Annotated in this window: 7 protein-coding genes, 1 tRNA gene and 3 rRNA genes; all 11 read right to left on the bottom strand. The window is 66.7% G+C overall.

From position 1 onward, the window contains the following. Positions 1-98: 98 nt before the first annotated feature. Positions 99-2,861 (bottom strand): alpha/beta fold hydrolase, encoded by a 2,763-nt coding sequence (locus tag QPJ90_RS11815; RefSeq protein ID WP_290131408.1) that lies wholly within the window; start codon positions 2,859-2,861, stop codon positions 99-101. 865 nt (positions 2,862-3,726) lie between these two features. Then, positions 3,727-3,801: transfer RNA gene (locus tag QPJ90_RS11810), tRNA-Gln, on the bottom strand. Positions 3,802-3,846: 45 nt separating this feature from the next. Then, entirely contained in the window at positions 3,847-4,830 is a 984-nt protein-coding gene (locus tag QPJ90_RS11805; RefSeq protein ID WP_290131407.1) for an NAD(P)/FAD-dependent oxidoreductase, read from the bottom strand. Positions 4,831-4,835: 5 nt separating this feature from the next. Then, positions 4,836-6,323, bottom strand: a complete 1,488-nt coding sequence (gene gltX, locus QPJ90_RS11800) for a glutamate--tRNA ligase (RefSeq protein ID WP_290131406.1) — start codon at positions 6,321-6,323, stop codon at positions 4,836-4,838. A gap of 94 nt (positions 6,324-6,417) precedes the next feature. Then, a 5S ribosomal RNA gene (gene rrf, locus QPJ90_RS11795) occupies positions 6,418-6,534 on the bottom strand. Positions 6,535-6,672: 138 nt separating this feature from the next. Continuing rightward, a 23S ribosomal RNA gene (locus QPJ90_RS11790) occupies positions 6,673-9,800 on the bottom strand. Between the two features lie 450 nt (positions 9,801-10,250). Next, positions 10,251-11,772: ribosomal RNA gene (locus tag QPJ90_RS11785) — 16S ribosomal RNA — on the bottom strand. The 16S, 23S and 5S rRNA genes sit together here, the layout of an rRNA operon. A 519-nt stretch (positions 11,773-12,291) precedes the next feature. After that, positions 12,292-13,062, bottom strand: coding sequence for a fumarylacetoacetate hydrolase family protein (locus QPJ90_RS11780; RefSeq protein ID WP_290131405.1), 771 nt, complete (start codon positions 13,060-13,062; stop codon positions 12,292-12,294). 30 nt (positions 13,063-13,092) lie between these two features. After that, positions 13,093-14,202 carry a branched-chain amino acid aminotransferase gene (locus QPJ90_RS11775; RefSeq protein WP_290131404.1) on the bottom strand — a complete coding sequence of 370 codons (1,110 nt, stop codon included), beginning with the start codon at positions 14,200-14,202 and terminating at the stop codon, positions 13,093-13,095. Positions 14,203-14,215: 13 nt separating this feature from the next. Continuing rightward, complete coding sequence (locus QPJ90_RS11770; protein WP_290131403.1) at positions 14,216-15,283, bottom strand: 3-isopropylmalate dehydrogenase; 1,068 nt, start codon at positions 15,281-15,283, stop codon at positions 14,216-14,218. 13 nt (positions 15,284-15,296) lie between these two features. Next, entirely contained in the window at positions 15,297-16,886 is a 1,590-nt protein-coding gene (gene serA, locus QPJ90_RS11765; RefSeq protein WP_290131402.1) for a phosphoglycerate dehydrogenase, read from the bottom strand. Between the last annotated feature and the right edge of the window lie 57 nt (positions 16,887-16,943).

Genomic DNA, 16,943 nt, shown 5'->3' with positions numbered 1-16,943 from the left:
CGGCGGCGCAGGCAGCGACGACGGACGGCCGGGAGGCGCGTGCCGGGCTCGACACGGGCCTCCAGGCCGTCATCGGGTCGCCGCTGCGGGCCGCAGGGTCACCTGGCGGCGACGGGTGCCGCGTCGAACGCGGCGCGCAGCGCCGCAGCGAGCTCCGCGACGTGCGGTTCGCGGAGGAGCGACGTGTGCTCGCACGCCATCCGTACCGTCCCGGACGCGCCGACGAGGTAGCGGCTCCAGCCGTCGGCGTCCGGGTTGGCGTCCGCGAGCACGTAGGTGGAGCGGCCACCGAACGGCGTCGGGTGGTGCCGCCGGGTGACGATCTCGGCCTGGTCGAAGAAGGCGTCGAAGTCGTCCTGCCCGCCGAAGCGCAGCACGCCGGCGGTGTAGGCCCGGAACCGCTTCGCCGCGAGGGCGCCGTAGGGCACGCCGGCGGGCATGATGCGCCGCGCGACCCGGTCGACGCCGGAGCGGAACGCTCGGACCGTCGGGTTCCGCGATGGTCGGGGCTCCATCCGGCTGAACAGCAGTCGCGCCTGCTCGCTCTTGGTCCGCGGGAGGTACGTGTCGAGCAGTGCGAGGTGCTCGACGTGCTCGCCGTTCTCCTCGAGCAGACGCGCCACCTCGAGGGCGACGAGGCCGCCGAGCGAGTGCCCGACGAGCAGGTACGGTCCGCGGGGCTGCACGACGCGCATCAGCGCGAGGTAGCGCCGGGCGCTCCGTTCGATGCTCCAGTCGGGCACGCCGCGGCGTTCCAGGCCGTGCTGTTGGAAGGCGTACACGTCGTGGTCGTCGAGGTACCGGGACAGTGGCAGGAACGTCAGGGCGAGGGCGCCGCCGCCCGCGAAGCAGAACACCGGCAGCCGGCCGACCGTGCGGGCCGAGGACACCTTGACGACGTCCGGGTGGCTCGGGAGCGCGCTCGTGCCGCCGCGGACGCGTCGCGCGAACTGGCGCAGCGTCGGGTGTTCGAGCAGTTCCGAGGACCGCAGTGCGACACCGAGCCGCTCCTGCACGACGGCGAGCATCTCCTCCGCCGAGAGCGAGTCGCCGCCGAGCGCGGTGAAGTCCTCGTCGAGCGGCACGCCGGACAACCCGAGCACCTCGGACCAGATCTGCCCGACGACGAGCTCCCACTGGTCGTACGCGGCCTCGGTCATCTCGGCCTCGACGGACGGCGCACCGGGCAGCGCCGAGCGGTCCACCTTGCCGCGCTCGTTCCGCGGCAGTTCCGTCATCGGGACGATCGCCGCGGGCACCATGTACTCGGGCAGGCTGCCGCGGAGCACCTTCCGCAGCGCGGCGGGCGCCGGCGTGCGGTGGCCCGGTCGGGGCACCACGTAGGCGACGAGCCGGGTCGCCGCGGGTGGGGCGACGAGCGCCGTCACGACGACGTCCTGCACCTCGGGGACGGCGCGGAGTGCCGCCTCGACCTCGGACGGCTCGACGAGGTACCCGCGGACCTTCACGGCGTCGTCGGCCCGTCCGGCCAGGACGAGTCGACCGGACTCGTCGACCTTCGCGAGGTCGCCGTGCCGCCAGGTCGGGGTGCCGTCGGTGTCGACGCCGAGGTGCGCCGCGGTCTGCTCCGGCGCACCCCAGTACCCGGTCGTGACCCCGTCCGAGACGACGACGAGCTCACCGGTCTCGCCGGGGGACGCCTCGGAGCCGTCCTCGCGCACGATGCGGATGGTCTTGCTCTCGATGGGCCACCCCGCGGGGACCACGCCGTCCGGGACCGCGTCGTCCGGGAGCACCGGACAGAACGCCACGCTCGCGAGTTCGCTCGCCCCGAACCCGTTCACGAGCACGGTGTGCGTGCCGAGGTGCGGCCGGGTCGCGGCGACGTCGGTGCCGGTGATCGGCTCGCCGACCGTGACCACCAGCCGGAGCCCCGTCAGTCCCGCTCGCGGTCCGCGGTCCGAGCCGGCGACGGCGCCTGTGATCGAACGCAGCAGGTGCGGGGTGCAGAGCACGGTCGTCGCACCGTGCGTCGCGAGGTCGTCGAGCGTGCCCTCCACGCCACGGTCCCGGGGCTCGAGCGCCACCACGGCGCACCCGTTCATCAGCGCGGCCAGGGCGTACATGAGTCCGGCGGTGAAGGACAGCGGCGCGGCGATCGCGAGCCGGTCCCCCGGGCCGAACCCGAGCGAGAGCGCGTCGGCCTCGGCGTCCCGCACCTGCTGACGGTGAGTGACGACGACGCCCTTCGGCAGGCCGGTCGAGCCGGAGGTGAAGACGATCACGAGCGGGTCGGAGCCTCCCGGCCGCTCGACACCGGCGTCGGGAGCGACCTCGACACCGGCGTCGGTGTCGGCGTCGGTGTCGGCTCTGTGGGCAGCGGCGCGCTCCTGCAACGCGTCGAGGTCGTGCACGAGCCCGGAGACCGCTCCGGCCCCGTCGAGCGCTGCGGCGGCCTGCGCTGCGTACGCCGGAGCGGCCACGACGTCCAGGACGTCGGCGAGCCGCACCACGTGCGCGAGCCTGGCCTCCGGGAGGTGGTCGTCGAGCACCACCACGGTCCGTCCGGCCGCCACGAGGGCGAGCACCGCCACGATCGTGTCCGCGGTCTGCCCGGCCATCACGCCGACCGGACGCGAGGCGCCACCGCGCTCCGCACCGACGCCGGCCCCGCCGTGGTCATCCGGACGCAGGGCTCGGCGCAGCTCGGCGCCGAGCCCACGGACCGCACGGTCGACCGCGGCGAACGTCAGGTCCCCCTCGGGCAGGATCAGCGCCGGGGCGTCGCCGTGGCTGGCCACGACGCGGTCCCACCGGTCGAGGATCGAGTGGTCGGCAGCGGCCGGGACCACGGGCACGTGGCCCCACGGCGCACTCCTGGTCGTCACGGTTGCGGGCACGAGGACTCCCCTGTCGTTCTCGGACGTCGCCGCGGACACGCGGCGCCCCTGTGACGCTAGGGCCAGGACCGGGTACCGAGGACGGCTCGGCTCCCGCCGTGCGGTTCCCCGCAACCGCCTGGAGGCGCGCTGCGGCCCGGCGAGACCGGGTCACGACCGCGGGTGGTCGCTGTACGCCCACACAGGTCCGCAGATCGTGGACGCACTCCGCCGCGGTGTGCGTGCGGCGGCCGGAGCCTCGTCACTGCTGCGCGGGCCGCCGTCGTGCTGTTCAGCGCGGATCCCCCGGGAGTTCACCGCCGCGACGGTCTGCGGTTCCCCGCAGGGGGCCCGGGCGTCGTCGCCGTCGGCATCCTGCGCGCCGGGAGCCGGGGCGCTGTACCTGGCGGTTCGTGGGTGTGGCGGCCCGCCGGTGCCCGCCGGGACGCCCGGCCGCCGGTGCATCTGGCCGCCAGCGCCCGCCGAAGCGCCAGTGCCCGCCAGGACGCCGTGCCGCCGGTGCCCGCCGTGCCCGCCAGGACGCCTGGCCGCCAGCGCCCGCCAGGACGCCGAGACGCCGGTGCCCGCCAGGACGCCCGGCCGCCGGAAGCCGGAAGCCGGGAGGCCGTGCGTGGCGGCTTGTGACTGAGGCCCGAAGCCAGCCGCCAGTGGTCGCCGAGGCGACAGTGGCCGCCGCGGCGCCGGTGGCCGCTCGGGCGCGGTGGTCCCAGCTGTCGGTCCCCGCCAGGAAATTCGTCGCCGACTGGACGATCGGGCGTGTCGTCGGCTCCGACCGAACCACATCGCGCCACGCAGGGCCTGTCGTGTGAACCGCTCGCGGAACGCAACAGGCCCCCGACTTCCGTCGGGGGCCTGTTCACGATGGTGGCTGGGGTACCTGGACTCGAACCAAGAACGACGGTACCAGAAACCGCTGTGTTGCCAATTACACCATACCCCAAGAGGCCTCACGGCCCCGTGTCCCGGTCGCCCGGGGCACGATCAACTACTGTACAGCATCCCGGACGTCCGTGAGACCACCGACGAGGTCCCGGTGCACCGCCGAGGCCGTCCGGGCCCCGTGACCGGCCGCCACGATGAGCTGCTCCGGCCCCGGCGGCGTCACGTCGCCCACGGCGTAGATGCCCGGCACAGCCGTCCGTCCGACGCCGTCGACGACGAGGAGCCCGTCGGCGTCCCGCTCGACCTGGGCGTGCAGCCAGCCGGTGTCGACGTGCCACGTCGGCCGCACGAAGCCACCCGTCCGCGGCTCGACGTGCCCGTCCACCAGCCGGACGCCGGTCATGCCGGTCCGATCACCCTCGAGGTCCGCGACTCCCCGCTCGTCGACCCGCACCCCTGCCGCCGCGAGCCGTCCTCGGCCGGCGTCGTCGAGCGTCGGGGCGCCGTTCGTGTACACGATGAGGTCGTCGGACCACGCCGCGAGGAACAGCGCCCGGTCGACCACGTCGGGCGTCTCGCACACGAACGCGAGCGGTTCGCCCGCCTTCTCGTACCCGTCGCACTCGACGCAGCTGTGCACGGAGGTGCCGTAGAACGCTCGGAGCATCGGCAGCGCGGGGAACTCCTCCCGGAGCCCCGTCGCGACCACGACCGCACGGGCGGAGGCGGTCACCTCGGTCCCCCGCCACGCCCCGTGCACACGCCACCGAGCACCGTCCGGGGCGACCTCGTCGACGACCGCCTGCACGACGGTCGCCTCCGGGTAGCCTTCCACCTCCGCTCGCCCGAGCTTCCGGAGCTCGAGCGGCGACACCCCGTCGCGCGTGAGGAACCCGTGCGACTGCAGCGTGGCGGCGTTCCGCGGCCGGTTCGCGTCGACCAACAGCACGGTCCGCCGCGCTCGCACCAGGTTGAGTGCGGCGCTGAGGCCCGCCGGACCCGCGCCGATGACGGCGACGTCGACGATCAGCCCTGCGTCGTCCGCCGACGCGGTGTCCGCCGGAACGCCGGCATCGCTGCGCGCCACGATCGTCAGCGGGCTGCGAGCGCGCGGAGCCGGGTCAGCGTGGAGTCCTTGCCGAGGATCTCCATCGACTCGAACAGCGGCGGCGAGATCCGACGACCCGACACCGCGACCCGCAGGGGGCCGAACGCCAGCCGCGGCTTCAGCCCGAGCCCGTCGATGAGTGCCGCACGCAGCGCCGCCTCGATCGCGGTGGACTCCCACGACTCGAGCGCCTCGAGCGCCTCGATGCTCGTCGTCAGCACCGTCCCGGCGTCGTCCTTCAGCGTCGCCGCGGCGTCGTCCTCGACCACGAGGTCCTCGTCGGCGGTGAACAGGAACCCCAGCATCGCCGGTGCTTCGCTCAGCACCTGCATGCGCTCCTGCACGAGCGGCGCCGCTGCGGTCAGCACCGCTGCCTGCTCGGCCGTGGGCGGCGACGCCACGAAGTCCGTCAAGTACGGCAGCAGGCGGTCCCGGAAGTCGTCCGGCGCGAGCAGGCGGATGTGGTCGCCGTTGATCGCCTCGGCCTTCTTCTGGTCGAAGCGGGCCGGGTTCGGGTTGACGTCGGCGACGTCGAACGTCGCGACCATCTCGTCGACCGAGAAGACGTCGCGGTCCGGACCGATCGACCACCCGAGCAGCGCGAGGTAGTTCACGAGGCCCTCGGGCACCATGCCGTTCGCACGGTGGTGGAACAGGTTCGACTCCGGGTCACGCTTCGAGAGCTTCTTGTTCCCCTCGCCCATCACGTACGGCAGGTGACCGAACACCGGGATGGACTCGGCCAGCCCGATCTCGTACAGCGCCTCGTACAGGGCGATCTGCCGCGGCGTCGACGACAGGAGGTCCTCACCGCGGAGCACGTGCGTGATCCCCATCAGGGCGTCGTCCACGGGGTTCGTGAAGGTGTAGAGCGGCTTGCCGTTCGGACGCACCACCACGAAGTCCGGGAACGTCCCCTGCTTGAACGTGATCTCCCCGCGCACGAGGTCGTCGAACGAGAGATCACGATCAGGCACCCGGAGACGGAGCGCCGGCTGCCGCCCCTCGTCCCGGAACGCCTGGCGCTGCTCGTCGGTGAGGCCACGCTCGTGGTTGTCGTAGCCCTGCTTCGGGTCACGACCGGCCGCCCTGTTCCGGGCTTCCATCTCCTCCGGCGTGACGAACGACTCGTACACGTGTCCGGATGCCGTGAGCCTCGCGATGACGTCGTCGTAGACGTCCGACCGCTGTGACTGCCGGTACGGCCCGTGCGGACCGCCGACGTCGACGCCCTCGTCCCAGTCGAGCCGGAGCCACCGCAGGGCCTCGAGGATCTGCTCGTAGGACTCCTCGCTGTCCCGCGCGGCGTCGGTGTCCTCGATGCGGAACACGAGCTTGCCGCCCGTGTGGCGTGCGTACGCCCAGTTGAAGAGCGCCGTCCGGATCAGACCCACGTGGGGCGTCCCCGTCGGGCTGGGGCAGAAACGGACACGGACGTCGGAGCCGGTGGCTGTGGTGAACGGTGCAGTCATGACCACACCAGCCTACCGGCGGCGAAGGAACCCGTGGACGCAGAAAACCCCTGACCACGTCGTGGTCAGGGGTTCCCTGGTGTTGCAACGTTGAGTCCGGCGGCGTCCTACTCTCCCACAAGGTCCCCCTTGCAGTACCATCGGCGCTGAGAGGCTTAGCTTCCGGGTTCGGAATGTGACCGGGCGTTTCCCTCTCGCTATGACCACCGGAACACTTTCGACCCAATCACTGGGAAATCTCGAAAGCTGTTCCGCGCATGCGCGGTGTTCAGTTTCGTGTTCCCGATCGTCTGTCGGGAACCACAAAGTGGACGCGAGCCCCACACCCGAAAGTGTGGGAAATAGTTGTGTTGTCAAGTCTTCGGCTTATTAGTACCGGTCAGCTCCACGGGTCGTTAGTCCCCGCTTCCACATCCGGCCTATCAACCCAGTAGTCTGCTGGGAGCCTCTCACACTCAAGGTGCATGGAAATCTCATCTCGAAGACGGCTTCCCGCTTAGATGCTTTCAGCGGTTATCCGGTCCGAACGTAGCTAATCAGCGGTGCCCTTGGCAGAACAACTGACACACCAGAGGTTCGTCCATCCCGGTCCTCTCGTACTAGGGATAGATCTTCTCAAATTTCCAACGCGCGCAGCGGATAGGGACCGAACTGTCTCACGACGTTCTAAACCCAGCTCGCGTACCGCTTTAATGGGCGAACAGCCCAACCCTTGGGACCTACTCCAGCCCCAGGATGCGACGAGCCGACATCGAGGTGCCAAACCATGCCGTCGATATGGACTCTTGGGCAAGATCAGCCTGTTATCCCCGAGGTACCTTTTATCCGTTGAGCGACAGCGCTTCCACAAGCCACTGCCGGATCACTAGTCCCGACTTTCGTCCCTGCTCGACCTGTCAGTCTCACAGTCAAGCTCCCTTGTGCACTTACACTCGCCACCTGATTGCCAACCAGGTTGAGGGAACCTTTGGGCGCCTCCGTTACTCTTTGGGAGGCAACCGCCCCAGTTAAACTACCCACCAGGCACTGTCCATGAACCCGATCAGGGTCCTACGTTAGACATCCAGAGTGACCAGAGTGGTATTTCAACAATGACTCCACGAACACTAGCGTGCCCGCTTCACAGTCTCCCACCTATCCTACACAAGCCACACCGAACACCAATACCAAGCTGTAGTAAAGGTCACGGGGTCTTTCCGTCCTGCTGCGCGTAACGAGCATCTTTACTCGTAGTGCAATTTCGCCGAGTTCGCGGTTGAGACAGCTGGGAAGTCGTTACGCCATTCGTGCAGGTCGGAACTTACCCGACAAGGAATTTCGCTACCTTAGGATGGTTATAGTTACCACCGCCGTTTACTGGGGCTTAAATTCAGAGCTTCGCCCAAAGGCTAACCCTTCCTCTTAACCTTCCAGCACCGGGCAGGCGTCAGTCCGTATACATCGTCTTGCGACTTCGCACGGACCTGTGTTTTTAGTAAACAGTCGCTTCCCACTGGTCTCTGCGGCCTTCACCGCTCACGGAGCAAGTCCGGTCACGGTTCCGGCCCCCCTTCTCCCGAAGTTACGGGGGCATTTTGCCGAGTTCCTTAACCACGATTCTCTCGATCTCCTTGGTATTCTCTACCTGACCACCTGAGTCGGTTTCGGGTACGGGCGGCTGCAACCTCGCGTCGATGCTTTTCTCGGCAGCATAGGATCACTGATTTCCCCAAAACGGGTACGCGTCGGATCTCAGGCATACAGACGACGGATTTGCCTATCGTCAGCCCTACATCCTTACACCAGGTTCACCTTACGGATACCATCGCCTGGCTCAGCTACCTTCCTGCGTCACACCTGTTCATACGCTAGCCGCACCAGCATGGGGTCGAGCGTTAGACCGGCCCGCATCACCCCGAAGGGATCCGCTGGTCCGGGTTAGGACTCTTAGCACCACTGGATTAGCTTGGGCGGTTGTTCGCCGGTACGGGAATATCAACCCGTTGTCCATCGACTACGCCTGTCGGCCTCGCCTTAGGTCCCGACTTACCCAGGGCGGATTAACCTGGCCCTGGAACCCTTGGTCTTTCGGAGGACGGGTTTCTCACCCGTCTTTCGCTACTCATGCCTGCATTCTCACTCGTGTAGCGTCCACGGCTGGATTACTCCGCCGCTTCACTCGCCACACGACGCTCTCCTACCACTCCGCACGACTGAACCACGAAGGCTTATCGAGTGTGCGAAATCTACAACTTCGGCGGTGTGCTTGAGCCCCGTTACATTGTCGGCGCGGAATCACTTGACCAGTGAGCTATTACGCACTCTTTCAAGGGTGGCTGCTTCTAAGCCAACCTCCTGGTTGTCTATGCAACTCCACATCCTTTCCCACTTAGCACACGCTTAGGGGCCTTAGTTGGTAGTCTGGGTTGTTTCCCTCTCGACGATGAAGCTTATCCCCCACCGTCTCACTGCTGCGCTCTCACTCACCGGCATTCGGAGTTTGGCTGACGTCAGTAACCTGTTGAGGCCCATCGGCCATCCAGTAGCTCTACCTCCGGCGAGAAACACGCAACGCTGCACCTAAATGCATTTCGGAGAGAACCAGCTATCACGAAGTTTGATTGGCCTTTCACCCCTATCCACAGCTCATCCCCTCCATTTTCAACTGAAGTGGGTTCGGTCCTCCACGACGTCTTACCGTCGCTTCAACCTGGCCATGGATAGATCACTTCGCTTCGGGTCTAGGACATGCGACTCAATCGCCCTATTCAGACTCGCTTTCGCTACGGCTACCCCACACGGGTTAACCTCGCCACATATCGCTAACTCGCAGGCTCATTCTTCAAAAGGCACGCCGTCACCCCTACAAGGAGGCTCCGACGGTTTGTAAGCAAACGGTTTCAGGTACTATTTCACTCCCCTCCCGGGGTACTTTTCACCTTTCCCTCACGGTACTTGTCCGCTATCGGTCATCTGGGAGTATTTAGGCTTATCAGGTGGTCCTGACAGATTCACACGGGATTTCTCGGGCCCCGTGCTACTTGGGATACACATCCGGCCATAACACCATTTCGTCTACGGGGCTGGCACCCACTACGGCCCGGCTTTCAAACCGGTTCGACTATGATGCGCTGTAACCGTCCCAGTCCGGCAGAACTGAGCGACGTGTCCCACAACCCCGACCATGCAACGCCCGCCGGCTATCACACATGATCGGTTTAGCCTCATCCGCTTTCGCTCGCCACTACTCACGGAATCACATGTTGTTTTCTCTTCCTGTGGGTACTGAGATGTTTCACTTCCCCACGTTCCCTCTACCCGCCCTATATATTCAGGCGGGAGTCACCAGGTCGACAAGTCGCCTGGCGGGGTTTCCCCATTCGGAAATCCTCGGCTCACAGCTCGATTATCAGCTCCCCGAGGCTTATCGCAGATTTCTACGTCCTTCTTCGGCTCCAGATGCCAAGGCATCCACCGTTTGCTCTTAGAAACTTGACCACAAAGATTAAAATTGCGATCGACTCGAACAACAACCAACACAAGCCGGTCATCGTCACGAGCGATCTAAGATGCTCGCGTCCACTGTGTAGTTCTCAACATACGATCGGCACCACACTCCCCCAACACTCTCGCGTCAGCTTCATGTGGCCCATCGAAGAACCAGCAACACCCACGACCCGAAGGCCCCGACTGTCACGGCTCAACCCCCGACCAAGCGGCCGGGAAGCCTGGTCCCTCAGGACCCAACAACGTGCACCAGCCACCCCGCCTGCCCACCAACCCGTTCCTGACCAGCCCCGAAGGACCAGCCGTACTGAGATCGGCAGACGCGCCGACGACTGCACTGTCAATGTTCCACCCATGAGCTACCGGCAACCACACTCGGGTTGCATCGGCGCCTGGATCCCTGCGAGCCACGAGGACTGCACGAGACCAGATGCTCCTTAGAAAGGAGGTGATCCAGCCGCACCTTCCGGTACGGCTACCTTGTTACGACTTAGTCCTAATCACCGATCCCACCTTCGACGGCTCCTTCCACAAGGGTTAGGCCACCGGCTTCGGGTGTTACCGACTTTCATGACTTGACGGGCGGTGTGTACAAGGCCCGGGAACGTATTCACCGCAGCGTTGCTGATCTGCGATTACTAGCGACTCCGACTTCATGAGGTCGAGTTGCAGACCTCAATCCGAACTGAGACCGGCTTTTTGGGATTCGCTCCACCTTACGGTATCGCAGCCCTTTGTACCGGCCATTGTAGCATGCGTGAAGCCCAAGACATAAGGGGCATGATGATTTGACGTCATCCCCACCTTCCTCCGAGTTGACCCCGGCAGTCTCCTATGAGTCCCCGCCATAACGCGCTGGCAACATAGAACGAGGGTTGCGCTCGTTGCGGGACTTAACCCAACATCTCACGACACGAGCTGACGACAACCATGCACCACCTGTACACCGACCACAAGGGGGCGACCATCTCTGGCCGTTTCCGGTGTATGTCAAGCCTTGGTAAGGTTCTTCGCGTTGCATCGAATTAATCCGCATGCTCCGCCGCTTGTGCGGGCCCCCGTCAATTCCTTTGAGTTTTAGCCTTGCGGCCGTACTCCCCAGGCGGGGCGCTTAATGCGTTAGCTACGACACAGAAACCGTGGAAAGGTCCCTACATCTAGCGCCCAACGTTTACGGCGTGGACTACCAGGGTATCTAATCCTGTTCGCTCCCCACGCTTTCGCTCCTCAGCGTCAGTTACGGCCCAGAGATCTGCCTTCGCCATCGGTGTTCCTCCTGATATCTGCGCATTCCACCGCTACACCAGGAATTCCAATCTCCCCTACCGCACTCTAGTCTGCCCGTACCCACTGCAAGCCCGAGGTTGAGCCTCGGGATTTCACAGCAGACGCGACAAACCGCCTACGAGCTCTTTACGCCCAATAATTCCGGACAACGCTTGCACCCTACGTATTACCGCGGCTGCTGGCACGTAGTTAGCCGGTGCTTTTTCTGCAGGTACCGTCACTTTCGCTTCTTCCCTACTAAAAGAGGTTTACAACCCGAAGGCCGTCATCCCTCACGCGGCGTTGCTGCATCAGGCTTTCGCCCATTGTGCAATATTCCCCACTGCTGCCTCCCGTAGGAGTCTGGGCCGTGTCTCAGTCCCAGTGTGGCCGGTCACCCTCTCAGGCCGGCTACCCGTCGTCGCCTTGGTGAGCCATTACCTCACCAACAAGCTGATAGGCCGCGAGTCCATCCCCAACCAAAAAATCTTTCCACCACCAGGCCATGCGACCAGTAGTCATATCCAGTATTAGACGTCGTTTCCAACGCTTATCCCAGAGTCAGGGGCAGGTTACTCACGTGTTACTCACCCGTTCGCCACTAATCCACCCAGCAAGCTGGGCTTCATCGTTCGACTTGCATGTGTTAAGCACGCCGCCAGCGTTCGTCCTGAGCCAGGATCAAACTCTCCGTAAAAAATTACCAACCACACCCGAAAGCATGGCCGAGTTGATACTGACAAAAAGAACTGTCAACTGACAATTCTGTCTATCCAAAAGGAATTGTCTCCGAACCGAGCAAGCTCGGCCACGGGGTCAATAAATTGGCAATGACAATGTGCACGCTGTTGAGTTCTCAAGGACCAGACGCACTCCCCACTCCACCCCGAACACGAGGCTTCGCCAGAGAGGCAGTTCCTTCCATACCGACGAGCTCACCTTGCGGTGTGGCTTCATCGGGATGGTGTTGCTGCGAGCGGGACCCCGTCCGGACTGCATCTCCAGGTCTTCGACCCGGTGACCGTCTCGGCCGTTCCGTTCTCCGCCTCAGCGGCAACGAGTGATTACTCTACACACGCCCCGGGAGCCCCGCCAACCGCGGCCCATCCCGGGCGTGTCGCACTGCCGTCCGCTCGGACCTGCTGCGGCCACATCGGCGCAGAGACGGCGAACGGCCCGCTCCCTGTGCAGGGAACGGGCCGTCGGGTGGAGCTGGTCAGTGCTTCGCGATGACCGGGTTCGTGAGGGAACCCAGACCGGAGATCGTCACCTCGACGACCTCGCCGTCGCGGATCTCCCCGACGCCGGCGGGCGTGCCGGTGAGGATGACGTCACCAGGGAGGAGCGTCCAGATCGACGAGACGAACTCGATGAGCGTCGGGATGTCGTGGATCATCTCGCTCGTCGAGGCCGCCTGGCGCAGCTCGCCGTCCACGCGGGTCTCGAGGCGGATGTCCGACGGGTCGATCTCCGTCTCGATCGCGGGCCCGAGCGGGCAGAACGTGTCGAAGCCCTTCGCCCGGGTCCACTGCCCGTCCCGGGCCTGGAGGTCTCGGGCGGTCACGTCGTTCGCGATCGTGTAGCCGAGGATGACGCTGGCGAAGTCCTCACGACGGACGTTCTTCGCGAGCGAACCGATCACGATCGCGAGCTCGCCCTCGTGGTCGACGCGGCCGACACCGGCGGGTAGGCGGATCGGGTCGTCGGGGCCGATCACGGTCGTGTTCGGCTTGAGGAACACCACGGGGTCGTCCCCCGAACGCTCGTCCATCTCCGACGCGTGCTCGGCGTAGTTGAGCCCGACGCCGACCACCTTCGACCGAGGGATCACCGGGGCGAGCAGCTTCGCCTCCTTGAGGGGCACCCGCTCCCCCGTGGTCTCGAACCCCTGGTACATCGGGTCCCCCGCGAGCACGACGAGGTCACGCTCGTCGAGGATGCCGTAGCGGGGGTCCTCACCCTTGCTGCTGAACCGTGCGATCTTCACCGTTCGACCCTACCGACGCCCGCGCCGCGATCAGGACGCGTCGGTCAGCTTGGTCATCCACCCGTGGGGGTCGGGACGACGGCCGTACTGGATGTCGGTGAGTTCCTGGCGGAGCGACATCGTCAGCTCGCCGGCACCCTCGGTCGGCGAGCCGATCGTGAAGCCGTCGCCGCGGAGCTCGGCGATCGGGGTCACCACGGCGGCGGTCCCGCACGCGAAGGCCTCGGTGATCGAGCCGTCGGCCACCCCGTCGCGCCACTCGTCGAGGGTCACGCGACGACGCTCGACGCGGAGCCCGCGGTCCTCGGCGAGCTGCAGGATCGAGTCTCGCGTGATGCCCTCGAGGATCGAGTCGGAGTCCGGCGTCACGAGGGTGCCGTCCGACCGCACGAGGACGACGTTCATGCCGCCGAGCTCCTCCAGGTACTTGCCCTCCTGCGAGTCGAGGAACATGACCTGCTGGCAGCCGTGCTCGTAGGCCTCCTGCTGGGGCAGCAGTGACGACGCGTAGTTGCCGCCGGTCTTCGCGGCGCCGGTCCCGCCCTTGCCGGCACGGGCGTAGGTGGTCGAGAGCCAGATCGACACGGGCTTCGGTCCCGAGGTGAAGTAGGCGCCGGCCGGGCTCGCGATGCAGTGGTAGGCCACCGCCTGCGCGGCCCGCACGCCGAGGAACGACTCGGTCGCGATCATGAACGGCCGTAGGTACAGGCTCGTCTCCGGTGCTGACGGCACCCAGTCGACGTCGGTCCGCACGAGCTGCCGGATCGACTCGACGAACACGTCGACCGGGAGCTCCGGCAGCGCCAGACGCACGGCCGAGCGCTGGAACCGACGGGCGTTCGCGTCCGGTCGGAAGCTCCACACCGACCCGTCCGCGTGCCGGTAGGCCTTGAGCCCCTCGAAGATCTCCTGCGCGTAGTGCAGGACGCTCGCGCTCGGGTCGAGGGTGAGCGGACCGTACGGGTGGATCGACGCGTCGTGCCAGCCGTCCTCGAGCGTCCAGCTGACGGTGGCCATGTGGTCGGTGAAGTGCTTGCCGAAGCCCGGGTCCGCGAGGATCGCCTCACGCTCGGCGGCGGCGCGTCGCTCGGGCGACGGGGTGGTGGAGAACTCGAGCCCGAAGGCGGTGTCGGTCGACATGGGGTGACTCCTGTCAGGCGGTGGTGGTGCGTGCCGTGACCGCGGCGGCGACGGCGTCGCCGACCTCGGCGGTGCGACGCTGCGTGGTACCCCGGTCCGCGAGGTCCGCCTCGACCGCCCGGGTGACCGCCGACGCGAGGTCGCTGCGACCGAGGTGGTCGAGCAGCAGGGCGACGGAGAGGATGGCGGCCGTGGGATCGGCCTTCTGCTGACCCGCGATGTCCGGCGCGGAACCGTGGACCGGCTCGAACATGCTGGGGAAGGTGCCGTCCGGGTTGATGTTGCCCGAGGCCGCCAGACCGATGCCGCCGCTGATCGCGCCGGCCAGGTCGGTGATGATGTCGCCGAAGAGGTTGTCGGTGACGATGACGTCGAACCTAGCAGGGTCCTGCACCATGTGGATGGTGACGGCGTCGACGTGCTGGTAGTCGACCGCGACGTCCGGGTACTCCGCGCCGACCGCCGCGACGGTGCGCTGCCAGAGCGCACCCGCGTTGACGAGCACGTTGCTCTTGTGCACGAGCGTGAGGTGCTTCCGCGGCCGCCGGTCGGCGAGGTCGAACGCGTACCGGACGACCCGCTCGACGCCGTGCGCCGTGTTCAGCGACACCTCGGTGGCGATCTCGTGGGGCGTCCCGACGCGGATCGCACCGCCGTTGCCCACGTACGGCCCCTCGGTCCCCTCGCGCACCACCACGAAGTCGACGTCCCCGGGCGACGACAACGGGGTCGTCACGGTCGGGTACACGACGGTGGGCCGGAGGTTCACGTAGTGGTCGAACGCGAAGCGGAGCTTCAGCAGCAGACCGCGCTCGATGATGCCGCCGGCGAGCCGCGGGTCGCGCGGGTCACCGCCGACCGCACCGAGCAGGATCGCGTCGTGCGTCGCGATCGCCGCGAGGTCGTCGTCGGTGAGGATGTCGCCGGTCGCGAGGAACCGGTCGGCGCCGAGCGAGAACGCGGTCTCCTCGACCACGAGGTCGTCCGGCAGGACGGCGTGCAGGACCTTCAACGCCTCGTCGACGACCTCGGGTCCGATGCCGTCCCCGCGGACGACGGCGAGCTTCACGGTCTGCGTCATCTGCCGGACTCCCCTACAGCGTGATGTCGATCTCGCGGAGCGAGGTCGCGTCGATGGTGGAGCGGACGTGCTCGAGGATCTCGGCGGGGACCGGCGAGTCGACCGTCAGCACGCTGAGTGCCTGGCCGCCGGCTGCCTCGCGCGAGATCTGCATCGCGGCGATGTTGATGCCGGCTTCGCCGAACTCCTTGCCGTACACCGCGACGATGCCGGGACGGTCGACGTACTCCATGACGACGTGGTGCCGGTCGAGCGGCACCTCGACGTCGTGCCCGTTGATCTCGACGAGCTTCTCGACCTGCTTCGGGCCGGTGAGCGTGCCCGAGACGCTGATCGCCGGCCCGTCGGACTGGGCACCGCGGATCGTGAGCACGTTGCGGTACTCGGGGCTGTCGGCGTCGGTGATGAGCCGGACCGAGACGCCGCGCTGCTCCGCGATGAGCGGGGCGTTGACGTACGACACCTGGTCACTGACGACGTCGGTGAACACGCCCTTGAGCGCCGCGAGCTTGAGCACACTGACGTCGTACCCGGCGAGCTCGCCGTGGACCTCGACGTCGATGCTCGTCACCGGGGAGGTCGCGAGCGCGGTGAAGACCTGGCCGAGCTTCTCGACGAGCGGGATGCCCGGGCGGACGTACGGGTCGATGACGCCACCGGCGACGTTGACCGCGTCCGGCACGAGCTCCCCGCCGAGCGCGAGACGGACCGACTTCGCGACCGAGACGCCCGCCTTCTCCTGGGCCTCGTCGGTCGAGGCGCCGAGGTGCGGCGTCACGACCACGTTCGGGAGCGACGTCAGTGCGTCGTCCTGCGGCGGCTCGGACACGAAGACGTCGAGACCGGCGCCCGCGATCGTGCCGGCGGTGAGGGCACGTCGCAGCGCGTCCTCGTCGATGAGCCCGCCACGGGCGACGTTCACGACGAAGGCGGTCGGCTTCATGAGCGCGAACTGCTCGTCGGAGATCATGCCGAGCGTCTCGGGGGTCTTCGGCATGTGGATCGTGGTGAAGTCCGCGCGACGGAGCAGGTCCTCGAGGGAGACGAGCTCGACCCCGAGCTGCTGCGCGCGGGCGGTGGTCACGTACGGGTCGTACGCGATCACCGAGACGCCGAACGCCTGCAGGCGCTGCGTGATGAGCGCACCGATGCGGCCGAGGCCGATGATGCCCACCGTCTTCTCGTACAGCTCCACGCCCGTGTAGGCCGAGCGCTTCCAGGCGCCGCCCGCGAGTGACGCGTGCGCGGCCGGGATGTGCCGAGCGAGCGACAGGATGTGCCCGACGGTGAGCTCCGCGGCGGAGATGATGTTCGACGTCGGCGCGTTGACGACCATCACGCCGGCGGTCGTCGCCGCCTTGATGTCGACGTTGTCGAGACCGACACCCGCGCGGGCGACGACCTGCAGGTTCGGGGCCGCGGCGATCGCCTCGGCGTCGACCTTGGTGGCGGACCGCACCAGGATCGCGTTCGCGTCGGCGAGGGCGGACAGGAGCGCTGGGCGGTCGGTACCGTCCACGTTCCGGACGTCGAAGTCGGGCCCGAGGGCGTCGACGGTGGCGGGCGAGAGTTCTTCGGCGATCAGGACGACCGGCTTCGGCACGACTGCTGTTTCCTCACACGAGACGGGCGGTATCCCACCATGCTATCGACGCGAGCG

It is taken from the genome of Curtobacterium sp. 458, assembly GCF_030406605.1.
Classification (GTDB): Bacteria; Actinomycetota; Actinomycetes; order Actinomycetales; family Microbacteriaceae; genus Curtobacterium.
Note: the sequence above shows the minus strand (reverse complement) of the source record. Positions and strands in the feature narration are given on the sequence as shown.

What these genes read in the sequence shown, in the direction of transcription:
- gltX (WP_290131406.1), bottom strand. Translation starts at nt 6,323, where the DNA reads ATGACTGCACCGTTCACCACAGCCACCGGCTCCGACGTCCGTGTCCGT.
- QPJ90_RS11775 (WP_290131404.1), bottom strand. Translation starts at nt 14,202, where the DNA reads ATGTCGACCGACACCGCCTTCGGGCTCGAGTTCTCCACCACCCCGTCG.
- QPJ90_RS11770 (WP_290131403.1), bottom strand. Translation starts at nt 15,283, where the DNA reads ATGACGCAGACCGTGAAGCTCGCCGTCGTCCGCGGGGACGGCATCGGA.